Source organism: Bifidobacterium sp. VU/mBH4 (B4), from assembly GCF_058199535.1.
In genome coordinates, this window is the sequence record NZ_JBVPQJ010000001.1 from 517,827 (window position 1) to 534,865 (window position 17,039).

Below are 17,039 nucleotides of genomic sequence, written 5' to 3' on the forward strand. Positions count from 1 at the left end.
GCACAGGTATCGGTAAAGGCCCAGCGGGCCCAATCGCCAAAGTCAGGAGTATGCGGTGAAGGATCGTAAGCGTCAGCCCGGCCGGTGGACATCCTGGATGCAGAACATGACCGGACGTCTTCGGGTACGCGGGTGGGTCTACCTGCTCGCCTTCATCCTGATTGACTTCCTGTCGGTGGGCATTCTGCAGTGGGGGGTCTCACTGAACAGCTCCCGCGTCGAGCTGTCCAACCCGCTGATCGGATTCTGGGGCTTCATCTCGGCCATGTGGACCCAGCGTCGGTTCGTCCTGGTGCTCAACATGCTGGCTGTGGGCCTGGTCTACCTGGCTCTGACCTACCTGACCAATCGCTTCTGGGCGGCATCAGGCCTGATTCTGGCCATCTGTGCGGTCATTGCGGTCATTGAACGCTTCAAGGTGCGTGCACGGTATGAGGCCATCTTGCCCTCGGATCTGGATTTCCTCCATGCTGATGCGGCCAACCTGGTCTCCTTCCTGCCGGCCCGGTCCCTGATCATGATCGGGCTGGGTGTTGTGGCCCTGATCGTCCTCGGAGCGCTGTGCTGGGTGCTGACACGGATGGATGCCCGTCGTGGCCGTCCGGTGGCTACTGGCAACAAGCCTTTGGGCGCCGGGCTGCGTACGGCAGGGGTCCTGGTTCCGGTTCTGGTGGTGGCGGTCTTCATGTCTACTGTGGGCACGTATGGCAGTCCCGCCTATCGTTTCTCGCAGTTCATGGGCGACATACCCTCCATGTGGGACTCGGTCTATGACGCCCAGCGCAACGGGGTCTTCGTGTCATTCTCCCGGCAGCTGCGGCCCAAGGTCATGGACCAGCCGGCAGGATACAGTCGTGCCACCATGCAGTCTCTTGCCCATCGATACCAGCTTTCCGCGGACCGCATCAACCATGACCGCAAGGCCTATATGAATGAGTCGAGCCTGGTCTACATCCTCTCCGAGTCGTTCTCGGATCCCACACGGGTGCCGGGCGTCGCGCTCAACCAGGACCCCATGCCTCATATCAGATCCATCAAGGGGGGGACCACCAGCGGGCTCATGCTCTCCTCCGGCTACGGCGGGGGCACGGCCAATCTGGAGTTCCAGGCCATGACCGGCCTATCCATGGCCAACTTCGATCCCTCGCTGACCTCCCCCTATCAGCAGGTCATCCCTCACCTGAACTGGATACCCACGGTCAATCAGGCTTGGGGGACGCCATCCAGGTCCCTGGCCTTCCACCCTTATGAGTCCTCCATGTATTCCAGGGCCGAGAACTACAAGAAGTTCGGCTTCTCGCACTTCTACTCGCTGACTGGCCCTGACCAGATAGCCCACCAGGACCGCATCGACCGCAGCCAGTATGTGGGGGATCGCTCCGCCTACGAATCCGCCTTGGAGCAGATGAGCGACGACAGGGGCAACCAGTTCGTCGAGGTCATCACCATGCAGAATCACATGCCCTACAACGACTGGTATGACGACAACGGCTTCTCAGTCAGCTCATCCGACCCCAACAGGCCCCTGGGCGACGATGAGATGCAATCCATACGCACCTACGCCAAGGGGGTCAGCCTGAGCGATCAGGCTACAGCCGATTTCCTGAACAGCCTCGATTCCCAAAGCAAGCCGGTCACCGTGGTCTTCTACGGGGATCACCTGCCTGGCATCTATGGCACGGCGAGCTGGGACGAGCGCAACTCTCTGGCCCTGCATCTGACCGATTACTTTATCTGGTCTAACAAGGCCTCGGATGCTTCGGGAACGCAGGTAAGCAACAGTGCCTATTCCTCGCCCAACTTCTTCCAGGCCCAGGCGGCCGAGCACATGGATGCCAAGGTCTCGCCCTTTACGGCCTTCCTGACCGAGCTACACGACAAGATCAGCGCTATCGAGCCTCCGGTGGCCAACCAGATCCAGGACTGGAACAGAATACCGGCAGGGCAGACCAACTATCTGAATGCTCAGGGTCAGCCCATGGATGCCCGAGACTTCGACAAGGCCACCCGGCAGCTCCTGAATGACTACAAGCTGATCCAGTACGACATCATGGCCGGCAAGCACTACCTGCAGGGGACCGGCTTCACTGCCACGCCCACCCGCCGCTCCGACGCTGTCCGGCAGAAGGCTGAAAAGAAGCGCCAGGCCAAAGAGCAGGCCAAGGAGCAAGTCCGTCAGGAAGAGCAGAACCGGGACAAGGACCGGGAGAGCTCGACCAGTTCGGCCAACTAGGCTTCCAGTCCGCGGTGGCCGATGTCGTGTCGATAGAAGAGTCCGGGCATCGTCAATCCGTCCAGCCGGTCATAGACCCGACGGGCTGCCTGGGCCAGGTCGTTGCCTTGGGCCACGACCAGGGCTGTCCTTCCTGAGGAGGACGTCAGACCAGTGGAAGCCGAGCCGGACACTCCGGCGTAGTAGGCTCTGAGATCCTGCTCCGGGGCGATCAGCGGCACGGGCACCCCGGTCTTGGGATTGCCGGGATAGCCCTGGGCTGCCAGAACCACCCCCAAGCGGCTGTGGGAGTCGTCCCAGGTGAACTGCGGCTCTCCGCCCTCCATCAGCGTGCGGATGGCCGCGCCCAGGTCGCTGGTCAGCGCAGGCAGCACCACCTCGGTCTCCGGGTCCCCCAGTCGCGCATTGAATTCGATGACCTGAGGGCCTTGGTCGGTGACCATCAATCCTGTGTAGAGGACTCCGGTGAAGGGGCTGCCTTCCTGAACCAGGGCACGGACGGTGGGTGCCACGATAGTATCCAGGGCCTTTTGGGTCAGTTCCGGGCCGAACTGCGGCAGAGGGGAGTAGGCCCCCATGCCGCCGGTGTTGGGACCACGATCCTCGTCATAGGCGGGCTTGTGATCCTGGGATAGGGGCATGGGCCAGAACTGCTCGCCTCTGACGAAGCACATGAGCGAGCACTCCTGGCCCACCAGCCGATCCTCGATGACCACCTGGGCTCCAGCCTGCCCGAACTTATGATCGATGAAGATGGCATCCAGGGCCTGCATGGCCTGGTCAAGGTCGGCGGCCACCGTCACGCCCTTGCCGGCTGCCAGCCCGTCAGCCTTGATGACTACCGGCGCCCCGTGCGAGCGCACATAGGCCTTGGCGGTCTCCAGGTCGTGGAAGACCTCATAGTCGGCGGTAGGGATCCCATGCCTGCGCATCAGATCCTTGGCAAAGCCTTTGGATCCTTCGATGCGGGCCGCAGCCTTGGTAGGACCAAAGGCGGGGATGCCGGCAACCTGCAGGTCGTCTACCAGCCCAGCGGTCAGCGGGGCTTCGGGTCCGACGAAGACCCAGTCGATCCCCAGCTCGTGTATAGCAGCGATCAGTTGTTCAGGCTGCGAGGAATCCACCTGCAGCAGGCTGATGCCGTCCGGCTCCATGCCGGGGTTGCCCGGGGCGCACCAGACATGATCCACTCCTGGCCCAGACAGCAGGGTGGTGGCGATGACGTGCTCCCTGGCTCCCGATCCTATGACCAGTACCTTGTCCGCCATGATGGGCTCCTCTCGCTATTGCTGACGACCGTTTTCATTGAGGATGACCTGCTGGCCGTTTTGAGCACCCGTCACCCGTCCGATCAGGGCGTAGGGCTCCTGCTCCTCATCCAGGACTGCGCGGGCCTGGTCCAGCTGGTCAGGAGAAACCACCAGAACCATCCCAATGCCCATGTTGAAGATGTTGTACATCTCCAGATGGTCGACCCTGCCCATCTCTTCGATCATTGTGAAGATGGGCGGCACCTTCCAGGCATTCAGGTCGAAGCTGGCAGCCAGCCCCTCGGGCAGGATCCTGGGCACTTTTTCCACGAAGCCGCCGCCGGTGATGTGGGCGGCGCCCCTGAGCAGGCCGGAGGCGAAGAGCGGGCGCAGGGCCTTGACATAGATGCGGGTGGGGGTCAACAGTTCCTCTCCCAGAGTCCGTCCGCCAAGCTGGTAGGGCCGATCCTCCAGCTTCATGCCTCCCTGGTCCAGCAGGACCTGTCGGATCAGCGAGAAGCCGTTGGAGTGGACGCCTGAGGAGGGCAGGCCGATCAGCTGGTCGCCTTCTCTGATGGCCGAACCGTCCACCAGGGACTCCCGCTCGACCACACCCACGGTGAATCCAGCCAGGTCGTACTCGTCGGGCTGGTACATGTCGGGCATCTCAGCGGTCTCCCCGCCTACCAGGGCGGCCCCGGCCTGGACGCAGCCGTCGGCCACGCCCTTGACCACCTGCTCCAGCAGAGCCGGGTCGTTGTGTCCGCAGGCGATGTAGTCCAGGAAAATCAGCGGCTCGGCCCCCTGGGCGATGATGTCATTGACGCACATGGCCACGCAGTCCTGGCCGATGGTGTCATGGCGGCCGGCTTCCCGGGCCACCAACAGCTTGGTGCCCACGCCGTCAGTGCCCGAGACCAGGACCGGGTGGCGGTAATTGAGCGCAGACAGGTCGAAGTCGCCGCCGAAGCCGCCGATGTCGCCGGCGCCCGGCCTGCGGGTCCTGGCCGTGTGGGAGCGGATCCTGTCGATCAATTCGTATCCGGCCTCCACCGATACCCCAGCCTGCTCATATGCCTTCGGCATGGATGCCCCTTTCTCTGCTCTGGCTGTTCTGCTTTCCGCTAGTGCTCATTGGCTGGCTTCCTGCCCCGACCCCGCAGGCATGTCAAGCCCGTAGGATCCCCTGGAGGCTTCCAGCCGGGCCCGGTCCTCTGGGGTCAGCGAGGCCAGGAAGCCCTGCTCGTAGTCGTCAAGCCGTGTGGGGTAGTCTCCGTTGAAGTAGGCCACGCAGAGCCCCTGGTAGGGTGCATCACGACCCAGGCCGATGGAATCCACCAGACCGTCCAGACTCAGATAGGCCAGGGAATCGGCCTCGATGGCTTCCCTGATCTGCTCCACGGACTTCTTGGCGGCAATCAGCTCGGAGGTCCGTTGGATGTCGATGCCGTAGTAGCAGGGATAGCGCAGGGGCGGGGAGGCGATGCGCATGTGCACCTCGCTGGCCCCAGCCTCCCGAAGCAGACGGACGATTCTGCGCGAGGTGGTGCCCCGGACAATGGAATCATCGATGACCACCACCCGTTTGCCGGCTACAACGCCGCGTACAGCCGCTAGTTTCATTCTGACACCCTGTTCGCGCATGGCCTGGCTGGGCTGAATGAAGGTGCGTGCTACATACTGGTTCTTGATCAGCCCCATCTCGTTGGGCAGCCCGGCCGCCTCAGCATATCCGGAAGCTGCTGACAGGGAGGAGTTGGGCACCCCGATGACCATGTCGGCGTCCACCGGGGCCTCACGGGCCAGCCTGGCCCCCATCCGCTTGCGGGCCGAGTGGACATTGACCCCGTAAATATTGGAGTCGGGCCTGGCGAAGTAGATGAACTCCATGGAGCATATGGACAGGCAGGTCTGATCGGTATAGCGCTCGATGCTGTAGCCTGAGTCATCCACCCGGACGATTTCGCCGGGGCCGATGTCCCGGACCAGCGTGGCGCCGACCAGATCCAAGGCGCAGGTCTCCGAGGCCAGGACATAGGCCCCTCCTGGCAGCTGGCCCAGGGAGAGGGGGCGGAAGCCGTTGGGGTCCATGGCTCCAATCATGGCGTCCTTGGTCATGAGCAGGTAGGCGAAGCCGCCATGAACCTGGCGCAGGGCCTGCTTGAGCGCCGCCATGAAGTCCTTTTCAGGGCTGCGCCGGATCAGGTGCATGAGCACCTCAGTGTCGGAGTTGGAATGGAAGATGGCCCCCTGATCCTCCAGCTGCGCCTTGAGGCTGGTGCAGTTAGTCAGGTTGCCGTTGTGGGCCAGGGCTATGTCACCGTCATGGAAGCGGAAGACGAAGGGCTGGATATTCTCGATGGATCCTGAACCGGTCGTGGCGTAGCGTACATGGCCGATGGCCCGGTTTCCGGTCAGCGGCGCCAGGCTGGACTCGTCCGGGAAGACCTGAGTGAGCAGGCCCAGGCCCCGCCGTCCGATCAGGTGCCCCTGGTCGTTGGAAACGATGCCGGCACCCTCCTGGCCGCGGTGCTGCAGGGCGTGCAGGCCGAAGTAGGTCATTCGGGCAGCATCGGGGTGTCCCCAGACCCCGAAGATCCCGCACTCCTCGTGGATGCCTTCAAGCTCCAACGACATGGTCTACGTCCTTTCCCCTAGGCGGCAAAGTAGTCCACTCCTGATTGGAAGAGCGGCTGCGTACGTTTTCCGGGCACATTGAGGTACAGGTCGGGGCCGCTGCGCTCCGTGTGGCCCATCTTGCCCAGCACCCGGCCGTCCGGGCTGGTGATGGCCTCGACGGCCATCTCGGATCCATTGGGGTTGACCAACGGATCCATGGAGGGACGGCCCTGCTCATCTACATACTGGGCGGCCACCTGTCCTCGGTCGATCAGGGTGCGCAGGAGGCCGGGCTCGGCCACGAACCGCCCTTCGCCATGGCTAATGGGCATGGTGTGGATATCGCCCACCCGGCAGGCGCTCAGCCAGGGAGAGCGTGTGGAGCTGATCCGGGTGTGGACCAGACGGCTCTGATGGCGGCCGATGGCGTTGACGGCCAGGGTGGGATCCTCGGGCGAGCCGGTGACGATTTTGCCATAGGGAACCAGGCCCAGTTTGATCAGCGCCTGGAAGCCGTTGCAGACGCCCAAAACCAGCCCGTCCCGGTCCTGCAAAAGCTCCTGGAGGGCATCGGCAACCTGGTTCGAACGCAGGAAGGATGCCACCAATTTGGCCGAACCGTCGGGTTCATCGCCGCCGGAGAAGCCTCCGGGCAGCATCAGTATCTGGCTGCTGCGGATGGCCCGGGCCAGACGGCGGGAGCTCTCGGTCACGTCTTCGGCGTTCAGATTGCGGATGACCACGGTATCCACCTGGGCTCCAGCATCCCGGAAGGCCCGGGCGGAGTCGAACTCGCAGTTGGTTCCCGGGAAGACGGGCATGACCACCCTAGGGTGTGCGGTCTTGGAAGTCCCCTTGGATCTGCGCGCAGCAGGCCTGCTGGGCTCACGGTCGGTGCGGCCAATGGTCGGCACCGGGTCGCCGTGGCCTCGGTATGGGAAGATTGATTCCAGGCCCCTGGCACGGATCTCCTCGAGTTCGGCCAGGTCCAGATCCTCGCTGCCGCAGCGCAGGCGGTAATCCTCACGGGTGTGTCCAAGGAGGTGCAAATGCAGGCCGGAATCCTGAATAAATAAGGGCTCCGGACCAGAAGCCTCCAGGATGAAGCTTCCATAGGCGGGACGGAAGAGCGCCGATATAGCAGTGTTTGCTGCCATATCCAACCCGATCTTGTTACCCAGGCACATCTCCATCAGGGATTGGGCCAGGCATCCGTAGCCTGGAGCGGCTGCCGCATCCACCAGGCCCTGGCTGATCATCGTCTCCACCTGGTCCATGACGGTCCGCAGGCTCTCCGGATCGGGCAGCAATCCGTCCTCCTGGTAATCGGGCGCCAAGAGATAGACCTGGCGGTCCGCTGCCTTGAATTCGGGGGAGATAGCATCCTTGGCCTGTCCCAAGGCCACGGCGAAGCTGATCAGGGTGGGCGGCACATCCAGGTCCTCGAAGCTGCCGGACATGGAGTCCTTGCCGCCTATGGCCCCCACGGAAAGATCCAGCTGGGCCTGGAGGGCTCCTAGAACGCCGGCCACTGGCAGACCCCATCGCCGGGGTTTGTCGCCGGGCTTGGGGTAGTACTCCTGCAGACTCAGGTGGGCATGGGAACGGCTGAAGCCAGAGGCCACCAGCTTGGCCAGGCTCTCGACCACGGCCAGGTAGGCGCCGGTGTAAGGGTCCTGGCTGCTGATCCAGGGGTTGAATCCCCAGGCCATGGCCGAGGCGGTGGTGGTGTGTCCGTCCACCGGCAGCTTGGCCACCATGGCCTGGGCCGGTGTCAGCTGTCGGGCTCCGCCGAAGGGCATGAGGACGGTGCCTGCGCCGATGGTGGAGTCGAACTGTTCGGCCAGACCCTGCTGGGAGCAGACGTTGATGTCTGTAAGCAGGGCCCTCATGCGTGCGTCCAGGCTGCCTTGGACTTCAAAGGGGGCATGGTAGGGAGCAGGGACCGCCACCTGGGCATCGGCCTTATGAGGGGCGCCGTTGGAGGCCAGGAAGGATCGGGGGATGTCCACGATGGTCTCTGATCGCCAGGTCATCCGCAGCCGGGGTTCTTCGGTGACCTCGGCGATGACGGTGGCCTCGAGGTCCTCCTGCTGGGCGTACTCGATGAAGGCGGGCGCATCTTCGGCAGCCAGGGCCACGGCCATGCGCTCCTGGCTCTCGGAAATGGCGATTTCAGTCCCGTCCAGCCCCTGGTACTTGAGCGGCACCCGATCCAGGTTCACGTCCAGTCCGTCCGCCAGCTCGCCTACGGCCACAGCAACGCCGCCGGCTCCGAAGTCGTTGCAACGCTCAATCAGCCTGGCTGCCTCCGGGCGACGGAAGAGGCGCTGGAGCTTGCGCTCCTCAGGGGCATCGCCCTTCTGCACCTCGGCTCCGCAGCGTTCCAGACTTTCTTCGTTCTGGGACTTGGAGGCTCCGGTCGCGCCGCCGATTCCATCGCGGCCGGTCCTTCCGCCCACCAGGATGATCAGATCGCCGGGTGCGGGCTGGCGGCGGATCACATGGTCAGCCGGGGTGGCGGCCACCACAGCGCCCACTTCCATCCGCTTGGCCGCATAGCCGGGGTGGTAGATCTCCCGAACCTGCCCGGTGGCCAGACCTATCTGGTTGCCGTAGGAGGAGTAGCCATCGGCCGCCTGACGGACGATCCGGCTCTGGGGCAGCTTGCCCGGCAGGGTCTGATCCAGCGGCTGACGGGGATCTGCTGCCCCGCTGACCCTCATAGCCTGGTAGACGTAGCCTCTTCCGGAGAGTGGATCGCGGATGGCTCCGCCGATGCAGGTGGCGGCACCGCCGAAGGGCTCGATCTCGGTGGGATGGTTATGCGTTTCATTTTTGAAGAGGAAGAGCCAGTCTTCATCCTGGCCGTCCACGTCGACCTTGGTCCGGACAGTGCAGGCGTTGACCTCCTCGGACTGGTCCATGTCGTTCAGGATCCCGCGTTTCTGCAGGTATTTGGCCCCGATGGTGGCCATGTCCATCAGGCATTCAGGTTGGTCCTGACGGCCCAGCTCTGCGCGAATGGCCCGGTAATGCTCCAGCGTGGCCCGGACTCGAGGGTTGTCTGCATCGATCCGCTCCAGCCTGGTATTGAAGGTGGTGTGCCGACAGTGGTCGGACCAGTAGGTGTCGATCACCTTGAGCTCGGTCAGGGTAGGATCCCGCTTTTCCTGGCGGTAGTGGTCCTGGCAGAAGCGGACATCCGGCAGATCCATGGCCAGGTCCAGCTTGTCAATCAGCGCTTCGAGTTCAGGATCATTCAGATCGCGGAACCCGTCCAATACGGGCACTGGATCCGGATCGTCATCAGGCATGGCCAGGGTCTTGGGCTGCTCCAGCCCTACCACCCGTGAGTCGACCGGGTTGACCAGGTAATTGCGGATGGCCTCGATCTGCTCGGCATCCAGGTCTCCTTGGAGCAGGTAGACAGTGGCCGTGGCCACCAGGGGGCGGGCGCCCTGGCCGATCAGCTGGACACACTGGGCCGCGGAGTCGGCTCGCTGATCGAACTGACCGGGCAGGGGGGCCACGGCGAAAAGCATGGGGGAGTCCAGTGGTGGCAGATCCTTATCGCCCTTCATGCGTAGGGCCTGCTCCAGCCGGGTGGCCACCAGGTCGGTCTGGGGCTGGGTGAAGACCGTGGGCAGGCAGCGTTTGAAGAGGTCTTCGTCGATGCCTTCCAGATCGTAGCGGTTGAACATGCGCAGGCCGGTCAGCCCTTGCACGCCCGGCAGGGTGCGCAGCTGTTGGGCAAGCCTGTCGGCGGCCTGGTCGAAGCCCCGCTTTTTCTCGGTATAGACACGGAAGAGCACAATGGATCCTTTCGCGATGGACTGGTTGGGGACCAATGAAAAACCCGGAGGCGATATGCTCGCTTCCGGGTCCACCGATTCAGCTGTTCGATTGGCTTTCGCGCTCCTCCAATTCGGTCAGCCCATCCAGAATGGTTTGATAAGCCGGAATGATGCTGCCTAGGTCCCTGCGGAAGATGTCCTTGTCCAGGTGGATGACCTGGCCGTCATGATTGTTGCCGATGGCCCAGAGCCGGCAGGTGTCGGGGGTGATCTCGTCACCGAGGAGGATGATGCCCGATCCGGTCTTGCCCATTTCGATCTTGAAGTCCACCAGCTCCACGTTGATGGCGCGGAAGATGCTGGTCAGGGCCCCGTTGATTTCCCGGGTCTTCGCGGCGATGATGTCCAGATCCTGCTCAGTGGCCAGTCCCAGGGCCAGAATGTCGTCCCTGTTGATAAACGGATCATCCAGAGGATCGGACTTGTAGAAGAATTCCAGCACCGGCTGCTTCAGGGCAGTGCCTTCATCAACCCCGTACCGCTGGGCGAAGGAGCCTGCGGCCCGGTTGCGCATGACGATCTCCAGCGGGAACATGTCCAGCCGGCGGTTGAGCTGTTCGGTATCCGAGATGCTGCGTATGAAGTGGCTGGGGATGCCCCGACGGGCCAGCAGGGAGAATATCACCGTGGTGATCCTGTTGTTCAGTCTGGCCTTGCCTTCGATATTGGCCTTCTTGGCCCCGTTCCCCGCGGTGGCCTGGTCGGTGTACTCAACCCAGAGTATGTCCGGGTCATCCGTCTCGTACAGTTTCTTGGCCTTGCCTTGATAGCGCATTCCCAACTTTTCCACTGTTCGCCTTCCTCGAGTTTGTTGCGAATTGGAAACTTCTGCACTGCTTGGGACACGACCACCATAGCAAGCCCGGGTTACATCCCCGCGCCCACCCGCGGTTTCAGATCGCTGGCCACGGCTTCAGCGCGTTCGGTGGCGGTCTGCAGATCCGGCCCCAAGGCCAGGGCCACGCCCATGCGGCGCAGGCCATGCACTTCGGGCTTGGAGAAGATGCGCAGGTCGGTGCCTGGGTGGTCCAGGGCCTGCGGCAGGCCTTGGAAGCTGACCGGTCCCTGGCCCCTGACCAGGATGGGTCGGCTGACCGCGCAGGTGCCCTCCGGCAGATTCAGGGCCAGATCCTCCTGATGAACGGGAATGCCCAGGATGGCCCGGGCGTGAAGGTCGAACTCGGTCAGGCGTTGGGAGATCATGGTCACCATGCCGGTGTCATGGGGGCGCGGGGCCACCTCATTAAAGAGCAGCGACCCGTCGCGCAGGACGAAGATCTCCACTCCATAGATTCCCCAACCGGTCTCGCCAGTCTGGCGGGCCAGGGAGGTCATGGCCTCAACCAGCTGGGTGGCCATGCTCCGGGCCTGCTGCAAGATGTCGGGATTCAGCTCCGCCGGTTGCCAGGAGAGCCGGTAGTCCCCGTCCTCCTGTCGCTGGCCGATGGGCGTGCAGGTGGCCACGCCGGCCGAGGAGGCCACGGTCAGAACAGTCAGCTCATGGGCCAGGGGGGCCAGAGCCTCCACAATGACCTCGGCTTTGCCCTGGTGCTTGGTGGCTGCCCGGCCCTGGGTCAGTGCCGAATTCCAAGCTTGAGACAAGCCCTCCTTGCTCCGCACCAGGGTCTGTCCGTGTCCGGAGGAGCTCATCAAGGGTTTGACCATGCAGGGGTAGCCCACCTGGTCCGCCGCACTGGCCAGCTCTTCGGGTGAGTCGGCGAATCGGTAGGGGGTAGTGGGCAGGCCTACCTGTTCGTGGGCGAAGACGCGCAGGGCCCTGCGATCCATGCACATGGCCGCCAGGGGGGCGGCAGGCACTACCTGGATGCCCCGGGCCGCGGCACCGACCAGGCGGTCTGTGGCGATGGCCTCCACTTCAGGCACGATCAAATCGGGGTGGACCTTGTCGATCAGGTCCTCCAAAGCCTGGGGATCGCTCATTTTCACTTGGTAGCCCGCATGGGCCACCTGGGTGGCCGGTGCGCCAGGGTAGGAGTCCGCCGCGCCAACCCAGGCACCCAGCCGCATCAGACTGATGGCTATCTCGCGGCCGAGTTCGCCGGCTCCTAGGAGAAGGACTCGTGTAGGTCTTGGCCCCAGAGGAGAGCCGAACGGTCGCTCCCCGGCATTGATGGTGTTGATAATCCGCTGCTGACCGGATGCGCTCATACCCATATTCTGCCACCGACCCATCGACCAAGCAGGCGGTTTATCGATACATGCCTATAAGCGACATCTATAGAGGCCTTCTTGTCCGCTGGCCGCCGGGACGATTACCATGTCATGCAGTCGACCAGGGAAGGCGGGAACGTGAGCGAGCGGACACCGGCGGTGCGGATGGAGCACCTGACCAAGACCTATCACAGCGACGACGACGAAGACAAGACGGCACTGGCCGACATCGATCTGACCGTCGAGACTGGGGATATTTTTGGCATCATCGGACTGAGTGGGGCGGGCAAGTCCACTCTGGTCCGCTGCATCAACGGGCTGGAGGATTACGACTCGGGCAGCGTCAAGGTTCGCGGCCGTGAGGTCAAGGATCTGTCACCGGCTGAGTTGAGGGACCTGAGGCGTCGTACCGGCATGATCTTCCAGCACTTCAACCTGATGCCCTCCAGGACGGTTGCCGACAATGTCGGCCTGCCTCTGCGGGGGAGCGGCCGCGACCGTGCATCTCGACGGGCCCGGGTGTCGGAGCTTCTGGAACTGGTAGGGCTGACCGAGCTGGCCGACCACTATCCCGCTGAGCTCTCCGGCGGCCAGCAGCAGCGCGTGGCCATCGCCCGAGCCTTGGCCAATGAGCCGGATATCCTGCTCAGCGACGAGGCCACCAGCGCGCTGGATCCGACCACCACGCGCTCCATTCTTCAGCTGCTGCGTGACCTGCACGACCAGCTGGGCATCACCGTGGTCATGATCACCCATGAGATGTCGGTCATCCGGCAGATCTGCAACCGGGTGGCGGTCATCGACCAAGGCGTCATCGTGGAGCAGGGCAGGGTCTTCGATGTCTTTGCAGACCCCAAGGCCCAGCTGACCAAATCCTTCGTGGCCACCACCTCCAACCTAGACAAGGTCAAGGATCTGATGGCCGCCGATTCGCCCCTGGTGGCCCTGGAGCCCGGGCAGATCCTCATGCGCATGTCCTATGTCTCCAAGGAGGTCTCCGAGGCCCTGGTCTCCACCATCAGCCGTCGCTACAACCTGGACGTCAACATCATCTTCGGCGACATCGATGTGGTGGAGGGGGCGCCCCTGGGCGGTCTGGTGGTCAGGATGGGCGGCGACGCTGACAATATCCGCCAGGCCATGGAATACCTGCGCGCGCGCAACATCGGAATCGAGGTTCTCAAGTCATGACGTCCCTGCTTACCACCTGGTTCCCCAACGTCATGAGCCGGCTGCCGGAGTTCTTCAGCAGCATGGTTCAGACCCTGGTCATGGTCGGCGTCTCCGGGGTGATCTCCTTCCTGCTAGCCCTGGTCATCGGAGTGGGGCTGATCATCAGCCGACGTGACGGCATCCATCACAACGGTCTGGTCTTCACCGTCCTGGACAAGCTGATCGACCTCTTCCGCTCCATCCCCTTCATCATCCTGGCGGCGGCCCTGGTGCCGGTGACCAGGATGCTCATGGGCACGGCCATCGGGCCCAAGGGGGCGATCTTCCCCCTGGTCGTGGGCATTACCCCCTTCTTCTCCCGACAGATCGAGTCGGCCCTTGCCGGTCTGGATCCTGGGTATGTCGAGGCGGCGGAGTCCATGGGTATGACCACCTGGCAGATCATCTGGCATGTCTACCTGCGTGAGGGCATCCCCTCCATCATTCGGGTGACCACCATCACCATCGTCAGTCTGGTGGGCGAGACCGCCACCGTGGGCATCGTGGGCGGCGGCGGCCTGGGTGACTTTGCCATCCGTCTGGGCTACCAGCGGTCCATGAACGACGTGACCATCGCCACCATCATCGTGCTGGTCATTTTCATCGCCCTGATCGAACTGTTCGGCCGGCTTCTGGCCGAGGTCGTCGAACACTGAGCAACCCGGGAAAGGTCAGATTATCGTGGTCGGTCGTAGTCACGTCGGCAAAAAGAACAGAGCCAAGGTCCAACTGGCGGCGCTCAGCCTGGTCATCGTCCTCCTGCTGGCGTTGGTGGTCGGCACCGATGTCCGCCTGAACCGGGTGGGTGCCGATGTCAAGGTCGTCAAGGTCGGTGTCATCGGCAGCTCGGACGACCAGATCTGGAAGGCCGTCCAGGCAGAGCTGGATCGGCGTGGCGAGCATATCAGGATCGAGCTCAAGCCCTTCCAGGACGCCATCTACGTCAACCAGGCCACATCCAACCGCGAGGTGGACTTCAACGCCGCCCAGCATTACGCCTACCTGGAGGACGATGTGAAAACCAACCACTACCAGCTGGCCGTGCTTGGCAATACCTACATCTCGCCCATGAACCTCTATTCGCAGCGCTATGCCAAGCCCTCGCAGTTCCAGGACGGCGACCGGGTGGCCATTCCCAACAACGCCACCAACATGGGCCGGGCCCTGAAGGTCCTGGCCGATGCCAAGCTGATCGGTCTGCGCGACCCCAAGGCCACCAACCCGCTGCCCGAGGATGTGGTGGACAATCCCAAGCATCTGCGCATAGAGCAGGTGGATCCGGCCGGCATCCTCAACCTGCTGCCTGACTATGCAGGCGGGGTCACCAATGCCAACTTCGTGGTCGATGGTGGACGAAGCGTGCACGATGCCATCCACGAGGTTCCCTACGACCTGCAGAACCCGGCCAACAAGCCATACATCAACATCATCGTCACCACCAGGGATCAGCGGAACAATCCCACCTACGCCGCAGTAGTACGCGCCTATCATTCCAAGCCTGTGGCCGACACTATCGTCCGTGTCTACAAGGGCGCCTGTCTGCCGGCCTTCAAGGTTTCCTGATGCGATAGGTTCCAACAATGAAGGAGGACGGATATGAGCACCAGAAGAACCAGAGCCAAGCGAGAGCTGGCGGCAGTTTCGGTCGTCATCCTGGTGGTCGCCGTCCTGATGGGCGTGGCCTATGTCAAGGTCAACCAGCCCGAGCGCGGCCAGCGGGAGATCAGCATCGGCCTGGTCGGCGACGCCGATGAGGAGATCTGGAAGGCCGTGCAGCACGAACTGGACCAGCGCCGGGCAGGCATAAGAATCAAGCTCCGGTCCTTCCAATACGGGCGTTATGCCAATCAGTCGCTGGCCAACGGGGAGATCGACCTGAACGCCTTCCAGCACTACGCCTTTCTGGAGCAGGAGACCAAGCAGCACGGATACCGGTTCGCCGCCATCGGCGACACCTACATTTCACCCCTCAACCTGTACTCCAAGAAGTACCGGAGCGTCGACCAGATAGGGCGAGGCGAGCGGCTGGCCATTCCTAGTGATCCCATTGACTTGGGCCGGTCCCTGAAGGTGCTTGCCAGCGCCGGGCTGATCGGTCTGCGAGACCCCAAGGCCACCACGCCGGTTCCTGAAGACATCGTCGACAACCCGCGCGGGCTGGTCCTGGACCAGGTCGATCCGCCGGGAATCGTCAAGGTCCTGCCCGACTATGCGGCCGGCATTACCAACACCAATTTCATCCTGGATGCCGGCATGAAGATCCAGGATGCCATCTACCAGGTGCCTGGCGATCTCAAATCGCCAGCCAATCACCCCTATGTCAACATCATCGTGGCCAGGCAGGCCGACAAGAACGACCCCTCATACAAGACCCTGGTCTCCGCCTACCACAGCCGATATGTGGCGGATGCCATCAACCGCTACTATCGTGGGGCGGCCGTCCCGGCCTTCTCCTACTAATAGTGGGTGCAATCGGGTCGTTGCTCTGTCTTGGTTCGGCCCAAGTCTGCTGATGATGAACAGCGGAGGGAACGCTGATGAGGGATCCTGCTCGCCTGACGCTGGCCTTGGTCCTGGACTCCTTTGGCAACAGGGGCAACGGGACCTCCAACTCCGCCATCCAATACGCTCAGGGTCTGGAGGCTCTTGGGCACCGGGTCCGTCTGGTGGGGGTGGGATCGACCGAGTATCCGGCACGGGTGCATCGAATTCCTCTGGTTTCCCGTGTGGCGGCCAGGCAGCAGATGAGCTTCGCCCGTGCCGATCCGGAACTCTTCCGAAGGGCCTTTGCCGGTGTGGATCTGGTCCATATCTACGAACCATTCGCCTTCGGCCGTGCCGCCCTGGCACAGGCCAGTTCTATGGGCATACCGGTGACCGCAGGGTTTCACATTCAGCCTGAGAACATCACTTATTCCGCAGGCCCATTGCGCTGGCTGCCCGGGGTGGATGCGGCCATCTACCGGCTCTTTCGGTTCTGGCTCTACGACCATGTCGGGCACATCCACGTTCCCACTCAGCTGACGGCCGACCTGCTGCGCTCGCATGGGTACAAGGCCCGTCTGCACGTCATATCCAACGGGTACCAGCCTAGGTTCAACCCTGGTGACCGATACGAGCGGCAGCGATCCGGTCGGTTGATCCAGGTCGTGGCCTCTGGCAGGCTGGCTCGGGAAAAGGATCATCTGACCCTGATCCGTGCCCTGGCCTTGTGCAGGAACAAATATAGGATCCGCTTGACCATAGCAGGTACAGGTCCCATGGAGTGCCGGCTGAGAGCGGAAGCCGCCCGGCAGCTGGCCGGCATGCAGGTTTCGATTGGATTCCATCAGAACGCGACCATGCCTGATCTGCTCAGGCAGGCCGACCTGCTGGTCCACCCATCCATCGCGGATCTGGAATCCGTCAGCGTCCTGGAGGGGATGGCCTGCGGCGCAGTCCCGATCATCGCCCGATCCAGCCTGAGTGCCGCAGGACACTTCGCCCTGACGCAGCACTCGCTCTTCCCAGTCGGCAAGGCTCAGGCACTAGCTGCGCAAATTGACTGGTGGATAGACCATCCTGATGTCTTTGCAGTCTGGTCCAGACGCTACGCCGAACATACCAAGGAACACTACTCCCTGGATGCCTCTGTCAGGGCCTTTGCCCATATGGCCGTGCAGGCCGTCAGCGGTCAAGAGCCGGGCCGGGTATAGG

12 protein-coding genes are annotated in these 17,039 nt (G+C 63.0%); 6 read left to right on the plus strand and 6 right to left on the minus strand.

What is annotated here, in order from left to right; genetic code table 11:
* Positions 1-55 precede the first annotated feature (55 nt).
* Positions 56-2,233, plus strand: coding sequence for an LTA synthase family protein (locus AC0AII_RS02255; protein WP_490445932.1), 2,178 nt, complete (start codon positions 56-58; stop codon positions 2,231-2,233).
* Here the strand turns inward: AC0AII_RS02255 and purD are convergent.
* The 6 genes from purD to purT form a co-directional block, all read right to left on the minus strand.
* Complete coding sequence (purD, locus tag AC0AII_RS02260) at positions 2,230-3,501, minus strand: phosphoribosylamine--glycine ligase (RefSeq protein ID WP_490445933.1); 1,272 nt, start codon at positions 3,499-3,501, stop codon at positions 2,230-2,232. The two genes, AC0AII_RS02255 and purD, sit on opposite strands and share 4 nt — an antisense overlap.
* A 15-nt stretch (positions 3,502-3,516) precedes the next feature.
* Positions 3,517-4,569, minus strand: a complete 1,053-nt coding sequence (purM, locus tag AC0AII_RS02265) for a phosphoribosylformylglycinamidine cyclo-ligase (protein ID WP_490445934.1) — start codon at positions 4,567-4,569, stop codon at positions 3,517-3,519.
* A 45-nt stretch (positions 4,570-4,614) separates the two neighbouring features.
* The gene (purF, locus tag AC0AII_RS02270; RefSeq protein ID WP_490445935.1) at positions 4,615-6,120 is read right to left on the minus strand and encodes an amidophosphoribosyltransferase; all 1,506 of its coding nucleotides are present in this window, start codon (positions 6,118-6,120) and stop codon (positions 4,615-4,617) included.
* A 17-nt stretch (positions 6,121-6,137) separates the two neighbouring features.
* Positions 6,138-9,917: a phosphoribosylformylglycinamidine synthase gene (locus AC0AII_RS02275; RefSeq protein ID WP_490445936.1), complete on the minus strand. Its 3,780-nt coding sequence runs from the start codon at positions 9,915-9,917 to the stop codon at positions 6,138-6,140.
* Between the two features lie 79 nt (positions 9,918-9,996).
* Positions 9,997-10,749, minus strand: a complete 753-nt coding sequence (gene purC / locus AC0AII_RS02280; RefSeq protein WP_490445937.1) for a phosphoribosylaminoimidazolesuccinocarboxamide synthase — start codon at positions 10,747-10,749, stop codon at positions 9,997-9,999.
* Between the two features lie 77 nt (positions 10,750-10,826).
* Complete coding sequence (purT, locus tag AC0AII_RS02285) at positions 10,827-12,134, minus strand: formate-dependent phosphoribosylglycinamide formyltransferase (RefSeq protein ID WP_490445938.1); 1,308 nt, start codon at positions 12,132-12,134, stop codon at positions 10,827-10,829.
* A 135-nt stretch (positions 12,135-12,269) separates the two neighbouring features.
* Between purT and AC0AII_RS02290 the strand changes: the two genes are divergently transcribed.
* From AC0AII_RS02290 to AC0AII_RS02310, 5 genes are all read left to right on the plus strand, one after another.
* Positions 12,270-13,322 carry a methionine ABC transporter ATP-binding protein gene (locus AC0AII_RS02290; protein ID WP_490445939.1) on the plus strand — a complete coding sequence of 351 codons (1,053 nt, stop codon included), beginning with the start codon at positions 12,270-12,272 and terminating at the stop codon, positions 13,320-13,322.
* Entirely contained in the window at positions 13,319-13,999 is a 681-nt protein-coding gene (locus tag AC0AII_RS02295) for a methionine ABC transporter permease (protein ID WP_198200016.1), read from the plus strand. The genes AC0AII_RS02290 and AC0AII_RS02295 overlap by 4 nt, the downstream gene beginning before the upstream one ends.
* 25 nt (positions 14,000-14,024) lie before the next feature.
* A complete protein-coding gene (locus AC0AII_RS02300; RefSeq protein WP_490445940.1) occupies positions 14,025-14,906 on the plus strand; it encodes a MetQ/NlpA family ABC transporter substrate-binding protein in 882 nt (293 codons plus the stop codon).
* Positions 14,907-14,939: 33 nt separating this feature from the next.
* Positions 14,940-15,803 carry a MetQ/NlpA family ABC transporter substrate-binding protein gene (locus AC0AII_RS02305; protein WP_490445941.1) on the plus strand — a complete coding sequence of 288 codons (864 nt, stop codon included), beginning with the start codon at positions 14,940-14,942 and terminating at the stop codon, positions 15,801-15,803.
* 77 nt (positions 15,804-15,880) lie between these two features.
* Positions 15,881-17,038, plus strand: coding sequence for a glycosyltransferase (locus tag AC0AII_RS02310; protein ID WP_490445942.1), 1,158 nt, complete (start codon positions 15,881-15,883; stop codon positions 17,036-17,038).
* The last annotated feature ends 1 nt before the right edge of the window (position 17,039 follow it).

Bases quoted from the DNA above. Each gene is read 5' to 3' on its own strand.
- purD (WP_490445933.1), bottom strand. From the start codon at position 3,501: ATGGCGGACAAGGTACTGGTCATAGGATCGGGAGCCAGGGAGCACGTC.
- purM (WP_490445934.1), bottom strand. From the start codon at position 4,569: ATGCCGAAGGCATATGAGCAGGCTGGGGTATCGGTGGAGGCCGGATAC.
- purF (WP_490445935.1), bottom strand. From the start codon at position 6,120: ATGTCGTTGGAGCTTGAAGGCATCCACGAGGAGTGCGGGATCTTCGGG.
- purT (WP_490445938.1), bottom strand. From the start codon at position 12,134: ATGGGTATGAGCGCATCCGGTCAGCAGCGGATTATCAACACCATCAAT.
- AC0AII_RS02295 (WP_198200016.1), top strand. From the start codon at position 13,319: ATGACGTCCCTGCTTACCACCTGGTTCCCCAACGTCATGAGCCGGCTG.
- AC0AII_RS02305 (WP_490445941.1), top strand. From the start codon at position 14,940: ATGAGCACCAGAAGAACCAGAGCCAAGCGAGAGCTGGCGGCAGTTTCG.
- AC0AII_RS02310 (WP_490445942.1), top strand. From the start codon at position 15,881: ATGAGGGATCCTGCTCGCCTGACGCTGGCCTTGGTCCTGGACTCCTTT.